The sequence below is a fragment of the Saccharopolyspora sp. NPDC047091 genome (assembly GCF_040643635.1).
GTDB lineage: Bacteria > Actinomycetota > Actinomycetes > Mycobacteriales > Pseudonocardiaceae > Saccharopolyspora_C.
Genome location: NZ_JBEYUS010000009.1, coordinates 68,926 through 88,594 on the forward strand (window position 1 = coordinate 68,926; position 19,669 = coordinate 88,594).

General features: G+C 73.0%; 1 protein-coding gene (cut by a window edge). It reads left to right on the forward strand.

Features of this window, described 5'->3' with window-relative positions; genetic code table 11:
- Positions 1 to 19,669, forward strand: the 5' end (the start) of a protein-coding gene (locus tag ABZ805_RS07020) for a hypothetical protein (RefSeq protein ID WP_358435567.1). 40,781 nt of this gene lie beyond the right edge of the window; 19,669 of the gene's 60,450 nt are visible here — the first part of the coding sequence; the start codon lies at positions 1 to 3; the stop codon falls past the right edge of the window.

A 19,669-nucleotide genomic window follows, 5' to 3' on the forward strand; every position in this document is an offset into this window, starting at 1 on the left:
GTGAGCAAGTACGAGACCACCGAGCTGCCCGACAAACTCCAGAAGTTCTTCAAGATCACCCTCGGCATGGAGTGGCCCGAGGGCAGCGAAGGCGGCCTCAACGCGATGCACGCCGCGTTGGAGCGCTACGCCGACCGCACCGACGAGATGGCCGCCAAGATGGAGTCGGCCGGCGGTGACATCGACGACGCCCTGGACGGCGACACCTCCGACGAGACCGTCCGGTACGTGAAGTCCGATCTGCCCGGCTACCTGCGCGAGCAGTCCGCCGTCGCGCGCGACCTGGCCAGCAAGGCCCACGACGCGGCCGCGGACATCCAGAAGAACAAGATCATGTTCATCGCGATGACCGCGATGACGCTGGCGACGGTCATCTCGCTGATCGCCTCGCTGTTCGGCGCGTTCATGGTCCCGGCGGTGCTCGCCGCTGCGCGGGTGGGCATCACCGCGCTGCTGCGGGAACTGATCAAGCAGATCGCGCAGAACATCGTCAAGCAGCTCGGCCGCATCCCGCAGGCCGTCAAGGCGGGCGGCTGGAAGGCCGGGGCGAAGGCGGCCGGTTCGCAGGCCTGGCAGCTGGGCAAGTACCCGGCCGGTGGTGCGGCGTTCGGTGCCGGCGTGATGGGCGGTCTGGACGCGGGCATCCAGGGCATCCAGAAGGCCGCCGGCTACCGCGACAACATCAACACCGAGTCGATCAAGGGCATGGTCATCGGTGGCGCGATCGGTGGTGCGGCCTCCGGTGTCGCCGCCGGGGCGGTGCGCGGCATCGCGAAGAACCTCGACGACGTGATGGTCAACATCAACAAGAACATCACGAACGCGAACAAGCTGCGGGGCCCCAAGGAGCAGATCCCGGAGAAGAAGTTCACCCGGGGGCAGGTGGCGTTCGGGCGCTTCGCGGACGGCGCGCTGCAGATCGTCTCGGTCGCGGCGAGCAACCCGCTGGTCTACATCGCCACCGACGACAAGCACGGCGTGGCCTCGGACGGCATGTTCGGCGCCTTCGCCAAGGGCGGTCTCGGCGGCACGACCGGTGGCGGTGGCAAGGCCGGTGCGGGCACGCCGACGATCAGCGAGGTCAAGGGCCCCGGCGACCTGAAGATCCCCAGCCCGGGCGAGATCGGCGGCGACAAGTCCGGCGGCGACGCCACGGGCGACAAGAAGGGCACCGGCGGGGCGCGGGACGGCGAGTCCTCGACGAACACCTCCAGCGACGGGCCGCCGAGCTACGAGGAGGCGACCCAGGGCCCGCCGTCGTACGCGGAGGCCAACGGCGAGGGGACCGCGGGCGCCGGGCAGGGCGGCCACGATTCGAGCGGGCAGTCGGATTCGAGCGGTCGGTCGGATTCGAGTGGCCGGTCCGACTCCAGCGGTCAGTCGGATTCGAGTGGCCGGTCCGACTCCAGCGGCCGGTCCGATTCCAGCGGGCAGTCCGATTCGGCTGGTCGGACGGATTCCAGCGGTCGCTCCGATTCGAGCGGTCAGTCCGACTCCAGCGGCCGGTCCGACTCCAGCGGGCAGTCCTCCTCGACGAACACCGGGTCCGGGCAGTCGGAATCCACGGGCTCGCGCGACAGCCTGGTGGACTCGAACCGGGACAGCGCGGGGCAGCAGGAGTCCTCCTCGCGGGACGTGAGCCACGGCGGCACGAACATCGGCTCGGTGTTCGGGAACTCCGCGCCGGTGGCCACCGAGTCGACCGGGATCGGCTCGGCCGACGGCGGCACGTCCTCGGAGAGCTCCGGGACCTCGACCTCGCACAGCAGCGGGTCCGGCCAGTCCTCCTCGACCGGCGGCTCCGATTCGACCGGGTCGCAGTCGACCTCGCAGTCCAACGACTCCTCCTCGTCCAACCAGGGCCAGGCCGTCGCGCACGGCGGCTTCGGGCAGTCGCAGAGCACCTCCGGCGGGCAGGTCGGGGGCGCGGCGAACTCGACGGCGGGCACGAGCACCTCGGGTTCCACCACGTCGTCCGCGCCGAGCTCCAGCACGACGTCCTCCAGCACGACGTCCTCCAGCACGAGCGGTCCGAGCACGGCCGCCACCGGCGGCCCGAGCACGACGGCGACCGGACCCGGAACCACGGCCACCGGTCCGGGCACGACCGTCACCGGTCCGGGCACGACCGCCACCGGTCCCGGAACCACCGCTACGGGTCCTGGCACGACCGCGACGGGGCCGGGTACGACCGCGACGGGGCCTGGCACGACCGCGACGGGGCCGGGCACGACCGCCACGGGACCGAACACCACGGCGACCGGGCCGAACACGACCGCGACGGGCCCGAACTCGACCGCCACCGGTCCGAACTCGACGGCCACGGGGCCCGGCACGACGGCCACCGGTCCGAGCACGACCAGCACCGGCGGCCCGAGCACCAGCACGACGGGCGGGCAGACCGGCACCACCGGCGGGCAGACCAGCACCACGGGCGGGCAGACCTCGTCGACCAACCCGTCGACCGCGGCCACCGGCCCCGGGCAGTCGCAGAGCACCCCGGGCGGCGACCGGACCGGGACGCAGGGCGGTCCGAACCAGACCTCGACCACGAACCCGAACGGCTCGACGGTCATCGGCTCGGACGGCACGACCTCGTCGACCGAGGCGGACGGCGGGCCGAGCAGCACCGACGGCCGGTCGAACGAGATCGACGGCTCCGACCGGCAGGACGTCGGCGGGGGCCGGGCCGACTCCGGGTTCCGCGACGACGTCCAGAACTCGCGCGACGAGTCGCAGTCGTTGCGTGACGATGCACAGACTTCGCGGGAGGAATCCCCGTCCTCGCGCGAGGAATCGCAGAGCTCCCGGGACGAGTCGGATTCCCGCGAAGAGCAGGCTTCGCGGGACGAGTCGAACTTCCGCGAGGAGCAGGGCTCCCGGGACGACGAGTCGACCACCGACCCCGCGCAGTCCAGGGACGACTCGGCCGAGCTCACCGAATCCGACCGGCCGGAGTCCGAACGCACCCCGGATTCCCGCGCGGACGAAGCGGAATCCGGCCGGGACCAGCGCGAGGACTCCGCCGCGCCTGCCCCGGTGCAGGGCCAGCACCAGTCGGGCGGCCAGTCCGGCAACCAGGCGACCAACCAGCCGGGGCGCGGGGCGGCCACCACCCCGCAGGCGGGCGGCGAGGCGCGCGCTCCGCAGTCCGGCGCGGTCACCGGAGGCAGGCAGGACACCGCCGCGCCCCCCGCGCGCACCAGCGGCGAACCGGACTCCACCGCGGCGAACCCGACGAGCGAGCAGCGGCCCGACACCACCGCCACCCCGGAAGTGGACCCCGCCACCGAGTCCCGGTCCGAGTCCGCGCCGCGCACCGAATCCGCGGGCCGCCCGGACACCACCGCCGAGCCGGAGACCGGGGCCACCCGCTCCGACGGCTCCACCGAGCAGTCCGGCCGCACCGAGGACGCCGAGCCGACCCGCGCGGAGGACGCCGAGCCGACCCGCGCGGACGCCGAGCAGCCGACCCGCGCGCAGGACGAGCAGCCCGCTCGCGACGCGGACGCGGAGCGCGCCGACCCGGTCGCGTCCACGACGCCGAACCAGACGACGCCGAACCAGACCGGCAACCAGTCGACGCCGAACCAGGGCACCAACCAGAGCACGCAGAACCAGGCGAACCCGAACCAGGCGAACCCCGGCCAGACCACGCCGAACCAGCCGGGCCAGCAGCCCGGCGGGCGCCCGAACGTCACCTCGCAGCAGGACCCGGGCCAGGCGCGCGGCGGCGACCAGACCGCTACCCGCGGCGGCGACTCCCGCGGCCCGGCCACCGAGAGCAGCAGCCCGAACCGCAGCCAGGACACCAACCGCGGCCAGGACTCCACCCGCACCCAGGACGGGGAGCGCGGGCTCAACGTCACCACGCCCGACCAGCGCACCGCCTCGACCACCTCGCGCCCCGGCTCCACCGGCACCTCGCACACCCGCGAGGGCGGCAGGCAGGACCCGCCGCTGCCGCCGGTGTTCGCCGCGCTGCTCACCGATCCCGACCTGGTGCCCGCGCCGATCCCGGATGCGCCGCGCGCGCCGCAGGGCGGCAGGCTGAACGGCCCCGCCCAGCAGGATGGGACGCCGCTGCGCATCCCGGCCCCGGACGAGGTCGTGGTGGGCCTGGGCCCGCAGGGCGGTCGGTCGCTGGTGATGGGCGGCGATCCGCCCGCGCAGCGCACCGCGACCACCGAGGGCGACGCGGCGGCGGGCACCTCGTTCGCCAGGGACGTCCCGCTGTCCGAGGACCTGGAGTCCGCCGCCCGCTCCTACAGCAAGCTCGCCGCGGGCCGCACCCGCGAGCTGCTGGACACCGCGGCCGTCCTGCTCAGCCGGGCCGGTGAGATCCCCGGCAAGGTGCCGACCGTCCTGTGGGAAGCCGTCGCGGCGCGGATCGCGAAGGGCGAGCACGGGCGCGCGGACGAGCTCGTCCAGCGCTACGTGCACGAGAAGGAGTCGCTGGGCGGCGAGCAGGCCGCGCGGACCGGCCGCCCCGACTCGGACACCCCGCCGATGTCCCCTGTGGACGGTCCGCGGCGCGGTGCGTTCGACGAGGTCCCGGGCGGCCCGAAGGACGGCGAGAGCCGCAACCGCGGCACCGACGACGTCGACGGGTCCGGCAAGCGCGGGGACGACGCCGAGGACGGGCGCGGATCCGATCGCGGTGAGGACGGCAAGCGGTCCGACGACGACGGCGCGAAGGACTCGGAGCAGGCGAAGAAGGACGCCGAGGACGAGGCGAAGAAGACCCCGAAGCCGGTCCGGGAGATCCGGGAGGCGCTGCCGGACTACGTGCGCCGCGGCCAGTCCCTCGGCCCGATCGAGCAGATCGGCGCCACCCGTCGCGCGAACCTGCCGCAGGACACCCGGACGCTGGAGTTCAGCGGCCCCGACGTGGTCGCCCACCTCAACAGCCTGCTGCCCGGCGGCAAGGGCAAGTGGGAGGACACCGGCATCGTCCAGCGCCGCGTGGACAACGCGGTGCACAGCCTGGTCGGTTCCGGCGACACGTTCACCGTCCGCAAGGGCGGCAAGTTCTACGAGCTGCTGGTCAAGGCCACCCCGCAGTTCGACGAGATGAAGTCGGTGAAGCCCTCCGACGAGTCCATCAAGGCGAGCACCAAGACCGAGAAGTCCACCTCGCACACCAGCAGCGAATCCCGGGACAAGGCGTTCTCCCCGCAGCTGGCGATCACCTCGGTGCCCGGCGTCTACGTGTACGTGAACCCGACCGTGCCCGGCGGCTTCTCCGAGACGCACCTGTCGGAGCAGAGCCAGAAGTACGGCAGCGGCCACAAGTACGCCATCAAGGAACTGCACGACGTCGAAGTGCCGATGAAGTTCGAGTTCTCGCTGCGCGACAGCAAGAACCAGGTCGTGACCCCGCCCGGCGTCGGACGCGACGTCGTCGGCCCGACCGCGAACCGCACGCTGGAACCGCACAGCGTCTCGGAGACGGCGGACGTGGCGCTGCGGGTGCCGATCGGGCTCTCCAACGGCCGCTCCATCGGCAACGTGCTCGCGGACTCGCACGCGCACCTGGACAGCTTCCACCAGTCGCTGAACCAGCGGCGCCAGGTGAAGCTCGCCGAGCAGGGCGTGCACGAGCTGGGCGAGCTCGGCGAGGCGGGCAGCCGCGCCGTCCGGGACTCGGCGCCGATCGGCGTCACCATCCACACCGGCCCGTTCGCCGGTTCGTTCTTCACCCAGGTGCAGCAGATCCTGGGCAAGAGATTCCGGGACGAGACCGCCGTCGACGCGCACGGCAGACCCGCCCTGCAGGAGTTCCTGCACAAGGACGGCATCACCGAGCGGTTGCCGGAGATGACGGTCTTCGAGGGTGCGCACCCCGAGGCGGGGTGGGTGCAGTCCGGCGAGATCTACAAGGGCCGCAATCTCTCGCTGTTCCGCTCCCACCCCGGCACGAAGATCGAGATGCGGGCGGTGGCGACCTGGATCAAGGTCGGCCACGAGCACGCGGACGTGACGCACTCCGATTCGCAGACCGCCACGTTCGGCAGCAAGGACGTCCGCAAGACGGACCGCTCCGGCGGGCTCAACGCGATCGCGGGCCCCGGTGTCGTCGCGGGCCCGTTCCGGGTCGTGGCGGGACCGAACGCCGGGTTCAACATCGGCCGGGCCAACGAGCAGAGCATCAACCGCTCCACCGAGGTCACCCACACCGTCGACACCACGGGTGAGGCCGCCCGGTACCAGCTCGGCTACAAGATGCAGGTCCGCAAGCTCGGCGGCGAGCCGGTCACGCTGGACGGCATCGTCGCCGCCGACGTGCTCGGCGACCGCGGCAAGGCGGCCGAGGCCGGGCTGTTCGACGGGACCCCGCTGGCCGACGCGCACCGCCCGGAGACCTTCCGCTCCGGTGCCGAGCGCACCCACTTCCTGCCGGAGTCGGTCGAGAACGGCCACGCGTTCATCGGCAGGCTCACCGACCTGCCCGTCGGGCGCGATCTGTACAACGGGCTGGCGGACCTGCTGCGGGACATCCCGCTGCGCGGGCGGGTGCGGCTGGACCAGAACATGTTCATCCGGCAGTTCGACGACCAGGCCTTCGCGAAGGGCCTGTCGGCGAAGATCGCCGACGTGCTCAAGCGCGGGCGCAACCTCGCCGACATCCTCGCCGACGAGGAGGTCGTCAAGCAGCTCGTCCCGCACATGGTCGACGGGGCGCTGCACCTGCCGCTGAAGCGGGAATCGCTGCTGAACGACTACGTCTCCGTCGTGCGGCTGTCGATGGAGACCAGCAACATCCGCGACGGCGAACCGGTCCGGTCCGGGGGCGAGTCCTTCGGGGGCGCCCGGCTGGACGGCGACGCGACGCCGGAGGGCACCGGCGGGCGTTCCGGGGAGGACTCCGGCAGCGGCGCGAAGGACGGCGGTGCGAAGGACGGCAGCGGTTCCCGGGACGGCGCGAAGGACGGCGCCGAGGACGGGAAGTCGAAGAGCGACGGCGCGCTCAACACCAGCCGGAAGGTCACCGACGAGACCACGGTGAAGAGCAGCCGGTTCCGCAAGCGCGGCCTCATCGGCGGCATCCAGGCCCGGCTGTACGCCTCGCTGGGCATCGGGTCCTACGTGCTCAACGGCGGCTACCGCGCCGAGGGCAACCGGACCCGCAGGCGGGGCTTCGAGTTCGGCCGGGAGACCGCCGTCGAGCGCAAGCGCGGTGGCAGCATCGCCCCGGACGGCAAGCTCACCGACGACCGGCTGCGCTCGTTCCGCGCGGACCTCGACTTCAAGGCCGAGGTCCTCTCGTACAAGCGGCCCAGCGAGGGGATGCGCCGCATCCGTCCGCAGCGCCCCGGCAGGCACGTGCCGGTGTTCCAGGAGCTGACCAGCGACTTCCCGGTCGACCTGACCTCCAACGAGCGGTCCAGGCAGAAGCCGAACCCGCACGCCGCCGAGCCGATCACCAAGCGGGTCGACGCCCGCTTCGTGGTGCCGGAGAGCCTCGTCAGCGAGGAGGACCCGCTGGCGGTGACGCACTTCGAGGAGGGCTCACCGAACGCGCAGGTCGAGCAGATCGGTTCTCCGCCCGCGCCGCACCAGATGCCCCCGGGCGGGAGCCGCACGCTCGACGGCGCCCAGCTGGTCGGGTTCACCGGCGGCAAGATCCTGCGCCAGATGGCGACCGACCTGCTCAGCCAGGTCACCCGCAACGACCCGATCGTCCGGTTCCCCGTCCCGGAGATCACCAGCCCGATCGCGCACATGCTCGGGGCGGACCGCATCGAGGGCGATCCGCGGCTGTTCAGCAGGCCGCGCACCACCTCGATCTCCTACACGCGGGCGCGGCGCGACCTGGCCGTCGAGATGGGCACCTCGTTCAAGCCGGTGCTCGACACCGCAAGCCCGATCACCCGCAGCGAGTACGAGCAGGCCACCCGGGAGCTCACCGGCAAGGCCAACGCGGGGCGCACCACCGGTTGGAGCGTGAACCACGGCGGCTACGTCGGCGCGGTGTTCACCGGCCCGTTCGGGCAGGGCGTCAAGACCGGCACGCACGACGTGGACGGGCTCGGCGTCGGCGTCATCAACGTGCAGCCCTACACCCAGTCGATGGGCGCGGAGACCTCGCGTTCGCTGGAGAGCGGGCAGAAGCTCACCGTCGAGACCGCGCCGGAGAAGGTGTACCTGGCGCGGGTCAAGGTGCACGCCGGCATGGTCGCGGAGGCCACCTACAAGGGGAACTTCGACCAGCTGGAGCTGTTCTCCCGGCCCGAACCGCGCCGCCGCGGGCAGTACGTGGAGCTGCCGGAGTCGCAGCTGGTGTGGCTGACCAAGGACCAGCTGGACGAGATCAGCCCCGGCCTCGGCGGGGAGCGCGGCGGCGATCCCGCGTCGTCGACGCCGCCCGGTTCGGATCCGGCCACCGGCGACCCGGCGCGGCGGAACGACCCCGCCGACGACACGACCTCCGACTCGTCCGGCTCCTCGGCGGGCGAGCACAGCACCACGTCCACCAAGTCCCGCCCGGACGCGTCGCTGACGCTGCCGCCGAGCCTGGACCCGAACCGCGCGGTGCGGCCGTCCTTCGGCCTCGGCGGCATCATCGACCCGGTCGACCTGGCGAACCAGCTCGGCGAGATCCGGGAGAACCTGAGCCGGGAGCTCGGCGAGGACGTCGCCGCGGCGCTGCTGCCCGACACCTCCGCGGGCAACCCGCGGAACAACCACGCGTCGCTGCAGGCGCTGCTCACCGACATCAACAACTCGGTGGAGCAGGCGCTCAACGGCGGCGAGCGGACCACGCTGCGCTACGAGCGCCGGTTCAAGGGCAACACCTACCGGTTCAACCTGGAAGCCGACTTCCTGCCCGACCACGGCCCGGGTTCGATCCGGCACGTCGAGAAGCTCAAGGTCACCAACCTCGCCAGCACCGCCCTGGAGAAGGTCCGCACCAGCGGCCGGACGCTGCTGACCACGATGTTCGCCGGTCGGCTCGGCGTGCGCGGCACCGAGATCCCGCCGAGCGACCCGCAGGCCAGGCAGACCGAGCACACCGGGCTGGGCGCGGCGGGCGTCGGCATCACCCCGCAGGCGCGCTGGGGCAACCGCACCCAGCAGCTGACCAACAAGGACGAGGTCGGGCACGAGCGGTCCGCGGAGACCAGCGGCCCCGTCGCCGAGCACGGCGGCCGGCTGCGGCTGAACCTCCAGGTCGCGCACGGCGACGGCCCGGCCACGCACGCGATCTCGGTGGACCGGCCGGTCACGGTGACCAAGCTGGCCGAGGAGGCGCTGCCGCTGCCGGACGGCACCCGCTACGGGCAGCTGAGCCACCGCTCGACGCTGGCCGCCGAGCAGATGACCTCGGACGCGCTGAACGCCTGGCGCGGCGAGGGCAAATTCACGCTGCCCACCGCCGACGCGCACTGGGGCGAGCACTTCTTCGGCGACATCGACGAACTCGTCCAGGCGGGGCGCGGCGCGCTGACCGACTCCGGGGCCGAGATCCCGCGGGACGTCGACAGCGCGCTGGCGATCGCGATCACCGTGGCGCAGCTGCGCTCGCGGCTGCCCGACCAGCTCGACGGCGTCTTCACGGTGCCGATGCCGGACCTGAACCGGACGCTGGAGTTCCACGCCCGCGTGCCGGAGACCCCGAAGTTCGCGAGCACCAGCGGCTCGGTGAAGTTCGAGGGCAAGACCAAGCCGAAGGACGAGCGGACCTCCGAGGTCGAGTCCGGGCACACCACGGAGCTGCGCACCACCGAGCCGTGGGGCTGGGGCGGCAACACGCAGCCCGCGGACAAGAGCCCCTACGCGTTCGGCCAGAACTCCGGCTACGCGGCGCGCGACCTGGTGGCGCTGTCCTCGCGCGACCCCGCCAAGCTGCTGCAGAGCGGGGAACTGCACTCGGAGGACGCGGCGCGGATGCCGATCTCCGACAAGATCATCCACAACGAGGAGACGGTCACCAGGGCGCTGCTGAGCGGCCTGGAGTTCCGCGTCATCGCCCGCGAGACCGGCGGCGCGTTCCAGTTCGGCGAGCCCAAGGTCGGCGGCCGCAGCGTCGGTTTCCGCGACGCCTTCGTCTCCCGGCTGTGGGACGACGACGCGACCGCGCGCACCGGGCACGCGATCTCCCCGGACCTCATCCAGGCCACCAAGGACCTCGCCACCAAGGGCGAGGAGTGGTCCAAGGCGGACAAGGCCCTCAAGGGCGCGCTGGAGGCCGACGGCTTCGCCGGCCCCAGCCGCACCGGCGAGACCGAGGCGGTCGCCAAGGCGCAGGAGGCCGAGTCCCACGCCCGGTCCGAGTACTCGAAGGCCAAGCGCACCTGGGACCAGCTGACCCAGGCCGAGCACGAGCGCGATGCGCGCACCCGCGAGGAAGCCCGGATCAGCGAGCGCCACGCCGCGCAGGACCGCGCCGAGCGGGCCGCCGACCCGGGCTCGCAGTACCGGCTGCCGCCGATCCGCCGCGCCTCGGTCGCCGACGACCTGCTCAGCGGCTGGGAAGACGTCATCAACTACGGGCGGCCCAGCACCTCGCGCACGCACGGGCCCGCGTTGCCGCGCATCCCGGAGGAGATCGAGCTCAGCGACCTGCCGCCGCGCGGCACCCGCGGTGGCGGCGACCTCGCCGGACCGCCCGCAGCGGTCCCGACGCCGCCGGGGGAGAACTCCGGGCGGAGCGGCGACGGTGCGAACCGCGGGGACGACGCGAACCCGGGCGAGGAGTCGAACCGCCGCGGGGAGGAGTCGAACCGCCGGGACGAGGAGTCGAACCGCGGAGACGAGTCGAACCGCCGCGACGACGCCACCACCCGCGGCGGCGAGGACTCGCCGCGGCGCGGCCGGGACCGGAGCGGCACCCAGGACAGCTTCGACTTCGCCCACGACCCGGAAGCCCAGCAGTGGCGCCGGATGCTGGGCTTCTCCGAGCGGGACATCGCGCAGCAGGACGCCGCGCACAACCTCGGCACCCTGGACGAGGTCGGCCCGCTCGGCGAGGTCGAACTGGACTCGCTGCCCAGCCGCTCCACCGACTCGGACGGGGCGCCCCCCACCGACCAGGACGGCTCGTCCCGCCCGGCCCCCGAGCGCCGGGTGCAGATGGGCGGCGAGCCGGTCGCCCCGCACCGCGCGGTGGTCGACGCGCTCAACGACGCCGCCGCCGAGCACTCCCGCAGCGGCCGCGAGCCGGAACCGCGCACCGAACTGCTCGGCCCGGACGTGTTCGGGCGGCGCGCCCCCGAAGCGGCGCCCGAGTTTCTCACCGGGCACGACTACTCGAACCTGCCCGCGGACCGCACCACCAGCCTGTTCCGGGCGCTGGACATGGCGCGCCCGGAGGGCCGCCCGACGCACGCCGAGATGGCGCCGGACGCGCTGGCCCCCGAGCCCGGTTCGGTGATCACCTCGCACCGCTCGCCGACGCAGCGGGCCCGGTGGGCGCCGCGTCCTCCGGTGCCGCTGCCGGAGACGCTGGAGATGCCGCGGCTGGCGCACCACGTCTGGCTGGGCGGCCCGCTGTCCGGCACGGGCAGGCACGGCATCCACCGGGAGGGCATCGGCGAGTCCGCCGACACGCACGCCGGTCAGCTGGACACGGTGCTGTGGACGGACGTGCCGCGCTCGCAGTTCGAGGCGGCCGACGCGCACACCGGCCCGATGGCCGCCGACCACCCGCTCGCGCAGGTCCGCGACATGCTCGACTGGGCGCGGCAGCACGACGTGAAGCTGGTCAACCTGGACGAGGTCTCCAACGCGGAGAGCCCGCTGCCCGGCCACGAGTTCATCGCGAGCGAGCGGGCCAAGATGACCCAGGCCGGCAGCGCGGGCGCCAGCGACCTCGCCCGGCCGGCGATCATCCACGAGTTCGGCGGCGTCTACGTGGACGGCGACAGCGCGCTGCGGAACCCGCAGAGCGTGTTCGACGTGGCGCTCACCAGCCCCGAGGGGTTCGCCTTCCACGTCGACACCGAGCGGGGTTTCTCCAGCAACTCGGTGGTCGCGGCCCCGCGGCAGCACCCGGCGATGCGGGCCTACCTGGACACCATGATCGGGAAGTACGAGAAGCCGTACTCCGAGGTGGTGGACTCCGAGCTGCGCGGCGCCAGGCCGGAGGACTTCAAAGACTCGATGCTCGCGATGCGGCGCAACTCGATCCTGCAGCGCAGCGGGCCGGAGAACCTCGACGAGTTCGCCCGGTCCCTGGGCTACCGGGACTCCATCGACCTGCCCGCGCTCAAGGACGTCGACGTGCGCAGCGCCGGGACCTGGATGTACCCGGCGCCCGAGCCGCACCCGCGGGTGTGGGACGCGGCGGCGACCGAGCGGTTCACCCAGAACGTCGTCCAGACCCTGGTGCGCGGCCTGCACAACCGGCCCGGCGAGCTGCTGCTCACCGAGGTCGGCGACGTGGTCAACACCCACCCGGACCCGGACCTGATCTGGAACTCGGCGATCACCTTCCTGGCCGAGCACCCGACCTTCGGTCCGATGATCGAGGGCGTCACCCTTTCCCGGTACGACTACGGGCGGCCCAACAACCACGAGCTGCCCGACCACGCCCACGAGCTGCTCAACGTCGACCACGACGACCCGTACGTCCACTACGGCGAAGTCGGCATGCCCACCCGCATCGAGAACCCCGGGCACCCGAGCCCGGACCCGGTGGAGATGGGCGGGCACCCGCTGGACGCGGTGCAGCCGCAGGGGACCGGCAAGGACCTCACCTTCGCCGACGTGGAGTTCGTGCCGCTGCCCGCGGGCAAGGACGGCGAGGCGATCGGCGTCGGCTTCCCCCGCTCCGACGTCGAGGCCGAGACGATGCGGCACGCGTTCGAGGCGGGCGCCGGGGACCGGGCCGCGCAGCTGTACGGCGCGCCCGCGGACGGCAAGAACTACTTCGTGGCGCCGCACTTCAAGGACGGCCACTTCACCGTCCGGGACCACGACGGCGCGCTGCACCGCCTCGACCACGAGCAGATGAGCAAGCTGCTGCTCAGCGCCGGTCGGCCCGGTCCGCAGTGGACGCAGGGCACGAACCTGCTGTGGCTGAGCTGCAACCTCGGTTCGCCGGAGCACTCCGGAGTCGGCCAAGGCCTGCACTCGCTGCTGTCCGACCAGGTCGGGGAGCAGTACGCGCCCAGCGGCAAGCCGGAGCTGCTGGAGAGCGGCGGCGTGAACCTGCGCGGCACCGGCGACATCACCCGCTTCGGGCCGAACGAGGCGGACCTGCCGAGCTACGGGGACCTGGACACCACCCCGGGCCACGGCGTCGAGATGGGCGGCACGCCCCCGCCCGCCGACCCGGAGCAGCGCAGGCTGCTCGGCTCCGCGCGGGACTCGGTGGCCGCCGCGCAGCGACACCTGGCGGCGCTGCCGCCGGACGCGCTGCCGGAGGCCCGCGCCCAGGTCGCCGCCTGGCGCCAGGCGTGGGCGGACGGCCAGGTCACCTCGCTGGGCCCGGACGCGCTGCGCTCCTTCGACCAGACCGCGCGGGACCTCGCGAGCGAGATCCGGGAGACCCGCTACGAGCAGCTGCTGGAGCAGCACGACACGGCGTCGGACCGGATCGCCGACGGCGTCGAGGAACCCCCGTTCCACGAGGACGGCGTGCCCGGCGGCATCAGCTCGCGGCCCGGCGTGAAGGTGGGGCTGGAGCTGGAGTTCCAGCTCCCCGAGGCGGACCGCGAGCTGTTCGGCGCCAAGGTCTCCGACCTCGGCATGAAGCTCAACGCGGGCGGCTTCCTGGAGTGGAGCCCGGACACCCCGCTGCTCACCCCCGACCGGGTCCCGTCGGCGGAGCTGCACTCCCGCGGCAAGTGGGCGATGGTCGACGAGGTCGCCCACGAGAACGGCGTCGAGGTCATCTCGCCGATCCTGCGGCTGGACCAGCGGCCGGACATGTGGCTGGACGTCGAGGCGGTGCTCGACTCGGTGCAGGAGCACGGCGGCACCGCCGACAGCACCGGCGGTCACGTCAACATCAGCTTCGACCAGCCGCTCAACGCCCGCGAGTACCACCGGCTGGCGCAGCTGACCAAGTCGTTCGAGTCCGTGATGTACCGGCTCGGCAACTACCCGATGGGCCCGAACCAGCGCGCGCTGCACATGGTCGGCCCGAACCCGATCCCGCCGGACGCGTCCAAGGTCACCAGCCCGTCGGACGTCCGCTCGCTGAGCCGGGACAAGTACGACGCGGTCAGCTTCCGGCACGTGACCGGCGGCCCGGCGGACCGGGTGGAGTTCCGGTTCTGGTCGGGCAGCACGAAGGCGAGCGTGTGGCAGGCGCACGTGGAGCTCAGCGCCGCGATGCTGGCGGCGGCGAAGGACCCGTCGATCCAGACCCGGCTCGACGAGATGATGCGGGAACCGGAGCTGCTCGGCGTCGGCGGCGGTTCCGCGCTGCCGGACCTGATGAACCTGCTGGAAGTGCTGCCGCTGAGCCCGGCCGCGCAGGAGCAGGCGGTGCACCTGTTCGCGCTCACCGACGCGTGGGAGGACACCGGCGGCAACGACATCCACTGGCGCTCGCAGACGGTGGGCCTGCCCGACGGCGGGTTGTTCTTCCCGCACGACGGCAACACCATCGACTCCGCCGTCAAGGTGGCGCGGACCGTGCAGCCGCACCCGGACACCGACCTGGTGATGGGCACCCTGGACCCGGACACCGGCGACCTGAAGCTGTGGAACGGGGAGACCCTCGCCGGCAACGACCTCATCGACACGATGAGCCACCGGCGGATGGGGGACCGGAACGCGGTCGCGATGGCCATCTCCGGGGTCGCCGACGCGCCGTGGTTCCCCGAGCTGGTGCAGCACTTCGGCCAGCTGGGCAAGCCGGTGCTGACCGCGGGCAATCCGCTGCTCGGCCCGGAAGGCCACCTGGTCGCGGCCACCATGCAGGTCGGCGCGGACGGCCGGATGCGCCCGGGCCCGGACCCGGCCGGCTGGGTGGAGCACCGGCCGGAGGGTTCCCGCCCGACCGGGCAGTTCGACCTCGGGCACGCGATCGCCCAGGTCACCCGGCCCGCGCAGCCCGAGCACGCCCCCGCGGGCGTCGTCATGGGCGGGGAAGCCTCGCCGCGCACCAGCATCGACGACCACTTCGCCGTGCCGGACCACGGCGACACCGCAGGCGCGCCGCACGACCCGGCCGCGGTCGACGGCATCGCGTCCGAGCCGGCCGGCGCGCGCACCGGGCACGCCGACGAGACGGCGCCGCTGCCGGGCGAGGATTTCTCCGGGCAGGACCGGGACGGTGCGGACGACGCCCAGCCGCCGAGCGCCGACCCGCGCCAGCGGCGCGGCGTGGACAGCGCGGCGAACGACCCGGCCGCGGTGCGGGAGGTCGTCGCCGCCCTCGACGCCGCGAACGAGGCGCACTCGGGCGGGGAACGCGCAGGCGAGGCGGCCCCGCTGCTCGGCGAAGACCTGTTCGGCCTGCTGAGCCCGGACCCGACCCCGGATTTCCTGGCGGAACTGGACATCCCGGGGCTGGACACCGCGAAGCTGCCCGCGCTGATCGACGCGCTGGACCTCTCGCAGGACGCCCCTACCGGCCGGATCACCCCCGACGGCCTCCAGAGCCGCCCCGACCAGGTGGTGGTCCGTCGGCTGTCGGAGGAAGCCCGGAAGGACTGGGCGCCCGGCCAGGTCGATCCGCTGCCCGAAACCGTCGAGATGCCCAAGCTGCTGCACAGCATCTGGATGGGCAGCCCGGTGCAGGCGTCGACCGGCTCCGCCGAGGTGTTCCGCAACTTCGGCGAGGCCGCCGCCCGGTACGACGGCACCTCGGTGATGTGGACCGACATCCCGCGCGCCGAGTTCGACGCCACCCGCAGCACCGAACCACCCGCCGACGGTTCCCCGGACCCGCACGCAGGCACCCGGGAGATGCTCGACTGGGCGCGGGACAACGGCGTCAAGCTGGTGAACATCAACGAGTTCTTCCACGCGGAGAACCCGATGGTGCTGGATCCGTACTTCCGCAGCGAAGTGCAGCGGCTCACCGGGCCGGGCTACGCCGCGGGCAGCGACATCAGCCGCATCGAGATCCTGCGCGCGCTGGGCGGCATCTACACCGACGGGGACAACCAGGTCCAGGACCTGTCCCGCGCGGGCGAGATCATCGGGACCCAGGAGGCGTGGGCGAAGCTTTCCGACCGCGAGACCAAGTTCGACAACGCGGCGTACGCGATGCCTCGGTCGCACCCGGTGTCCGACGTCATCCTCAACTCGATGGAGGAGGTCCTCGGCGAGCAGCAGGGGAACCTCTACCGCGGGCTCTACGACGTGAACAAGGAGACGTTCGACGAGCCCCTGATGTACGTCCGCCGGAACTCGCTGATGATGCGAACCGGCCCGGACGTGCTCTTCCAGATCGCGCACACGCTGGGCTACGACGGCATCGACGCCTTCCCGAAGATGCCGCTGGTGCACGTGCTGGCGGCGGGGAGCTGGCTGCCGCGGTCCTCGCACGCACCGGCGCTGCTGGACGGCCCGGAGGCCGCGGCGGACCTCGCGAGCCGTGCCGTGCAGACGCTGATCCGGGACATGAACAACCGGGACGGCGATCTCCGGCTGGTCCGGCTGGGTTCCTTGCTGAACAAGCACGCCGATCCGGAGCTCGTCCTCGCCGGTGCTTTGCAGTTCATCTCCGAACGCCCGGACCTGGCGCAGCAGGTCCGCTCGATCACGCCGATCAGCTGGAACCTGGGCACGTTCTCCGAAGTCCCGGTCCCGGAAGGTGTCCAGGACCGGTTCGCCGTCTCCGAGACGGGCTGGCGCCAGCGGATCGCCGAGACCACCGTCCCCGCGTTCGTGCGCGACACCGCGGACGCCGAACTCCTCGAACGCGCGGATTCGGCGTGGCCGGTCCTCACCCAGGATCAGCTGGACCAGCGCGCGGCCGACCTCTACGGCATGCACGATCCGACCCCGCAGGACGTCGCGGCCATCGAGGTCGTGGACCGGCTCGCCGTGGCGGAACCCTTCCAGCCCCGCCCGGACGCGGACGCACTGCTGGCGCTGGCCGACGAGGCCGAGGTCCCAGCCGGGGAACGGGGCGAGCGGGTGGCCGCGCTGGTCGAGCTGGCCAGGAACAACCCGGGCGAGGTGCTCACCCGCCAGGACTTCCTGGAGGCCGCCCGCCGCGAGAAATCCCAGTACATCGCACCCGACTGGAGCTCCCTCAACCTCGACGCGGGCGCGGACACCGCGCGCCGCAGCGAGGACGGCGACAGCGCGTCGGACTCCGAGGACGAGGGTCTGTTCCAGCGGCGCCCGGATCGGGGGCAGGAGGACACCGCTCCCGAGTCCCGTCGGGATGACTCGGACTCCGAGGACGAGGGTCTGTTCCAGCGGCGCCCGGATCGCAGCGTCGTCATGGGCGGCGACGACGTCGTCGCACCGAGCCGCGAGCACGCGGAGCTGACCTCCGCGCTGAACGACACCGTCGACCAGGTCCGCAGGCACCTCGACGCGCTGCCCCCGGACTCGGTGCCGCGGCTGCGCGAGCGCGCCGAGCTGTGGATCGACTCCGCGCGCCAGGGCACCTTCGCCGCTGCCGACGTGGAGCAGCTGCGGCCGCGGCTGGACGAGGCGTCCCGGCTGCTGCGCAACGTGCGCACCCAGCGCGTCGCCCACCTCACCCGGCAGTTCGAGCAGGCCCGCGCCGACCTCCGCGACGGCGAGCCGCCGATCGAGTTCCACGTGTTCGGCGTCGAAGGCGGCCAGTCCGCCCGGCCCGACGCGCAGGTCGGCTTCGAGGTCGAAGTGGAGTTCAAGGGCGGCGACTTCGACGGCAAGGTCGGCGAGCTCGGCATGTCGCTGCTGGAGCAGGACGTGCTGCACGACCACCGGGTCGGCGGCAAGACCGACACCTTCGAAGCCCACGCCATGGACAAGTGGGCGATGGTCGACGAGCCCGACGTGGACCACGGCATCGAGCTCGTGTCGCCGATCCTCCGCACCGGTGCGGACGGCGCCGACCCGTGGATGGACCTCCAGGACATGCTGGAGACCGTTCAGGAGCACGGCGGCGAAGCGGGCGCGAAGACCGGCGGGCACATCAACGTCAGCTTCCGCGACCAGGTCCTCACGCCGTCCGAGTACGTGCGGCTGGCGCAGCTCACCAAGGCCTTCGAGGCCACCCTGTACCGGCTCGGCAACCACCCCGGCGACGTCGGGCACCGCAACACCTTCCAGGTCGGCCCGAACCCGCTGCCGATCGACCCGCGCGCCGACCTCACCTACGCCGACGTCCGCCGCCTCAACCAGGAGCGCGAGGAAGGGGTCAGCTACCGCAACGTCGACGGCGGCCCCGGCGACCGCGTCGAGTTCCGGTTCTGGTCCGGCAGCACCGATCCGGCGGTCTGGCAGGCGCGCACCGAGCTGAGCCTGGCGATGCTGGCCGCCGCGAAGGACCCGTCGATCCACGCCCGGCTGGACGAGCTGATGGCGGAGCCGCAGCTGCTCGGCCGCGGCTCGACGGACCTGCCGGACCTGGTGGACCTGCTGGAACTGCTGCCGATGAGCGAGACCGCGCAGCAGCAGGCGGTGCAGCTGTTCGCCGCCACCGAGACGTGGCGGGACACCGGCGCCAACGACGAGCGGGTGCGCGCGCAGACCATCGGCACCCCGAACGGCGGACTGCGGTTCCCCATCCCGGGCACCTCGATCGCCGATGCGGTCGCCGCCGCGCGGCTGACCACCGTCCCCGAGGGGGCGGACCTGGTCGTCGCCGAGCAGGCGCCGGGCGGTGCCGGGCTGACGCTGTGGGACGGCGGGACGCTGCCGCCGAAGGAGTTCGGCGACCTCGTCGAGAGCAGGCTCCGGCGGCTCGGCGGTGGCGGCCCCGCGGTGTTCGCGCTCGGCGCGGGCGGCGGCAAGGGCGGCTGGCTGCCGCAGCTGGTGAACCGGCTCGACGTCCCGGTGCTCACCACCGACTCGACCGTGGTGCAGGGGCCGGACGGCGGGCTGCGGGTCATCGACCAGTTCGTCGACCAGGACGGTGCGGTGCGGTACCGCCCGGCCACCGACGGCTGGGTGCTGCACGAGAAGGGCGGGATCACCCGGCCCACCGGGCACGCCGACCTCGACGCGGCCGTCGCCTCGGTCGCGGCGGACGGCTCCCGGCGCCCGGACTCGGCGGACGGGTCGACCGCGCCCGCGCGGGAGGACGGCACCACCGCCCCCGACGGGGAACGCCGCCTCGTCATGGGCGACGAGGACGTGGCGATGCCGGACTTCGGCGCGCCGCACGTCGACGAGCGCACCCAGCTGGTCGACCGGTTGCAGGGCGCCGTGCCGCAGCTGCAGCGGCACCTCGCCGTGCTCCCGCCGGAGGCGCTGCCGAACGGGGTGCTCCCGCAGCTGCGCCAGCGGGCCGCCGCCTGGGCCCAGGGCTTGGACGCCAGCACGTTCTCCCAGGTCGACCTGGACCGGCTGCGCGAGCGGGTCGGCCAGGCCGAGCAGCTGCTGCAGAACATCCGCGGCGTGCGGGCCCGCGGCCTCACCCAGCAGTTCCAGCAGGCGCAGGCGACCGCGCAGTCCGGGGCCTCGCCGGTCGAGTTCCACCCGCAGGGCATCGCGGGCGGTGCCTCCGCGCGACCCGACCTGCGGGTCGGGCTGGAAGTCGAGTTCCAGTTCCACGGCGAGAACTTCGACGCCCGCGTCGGTGCCCTCGGCGATGCCC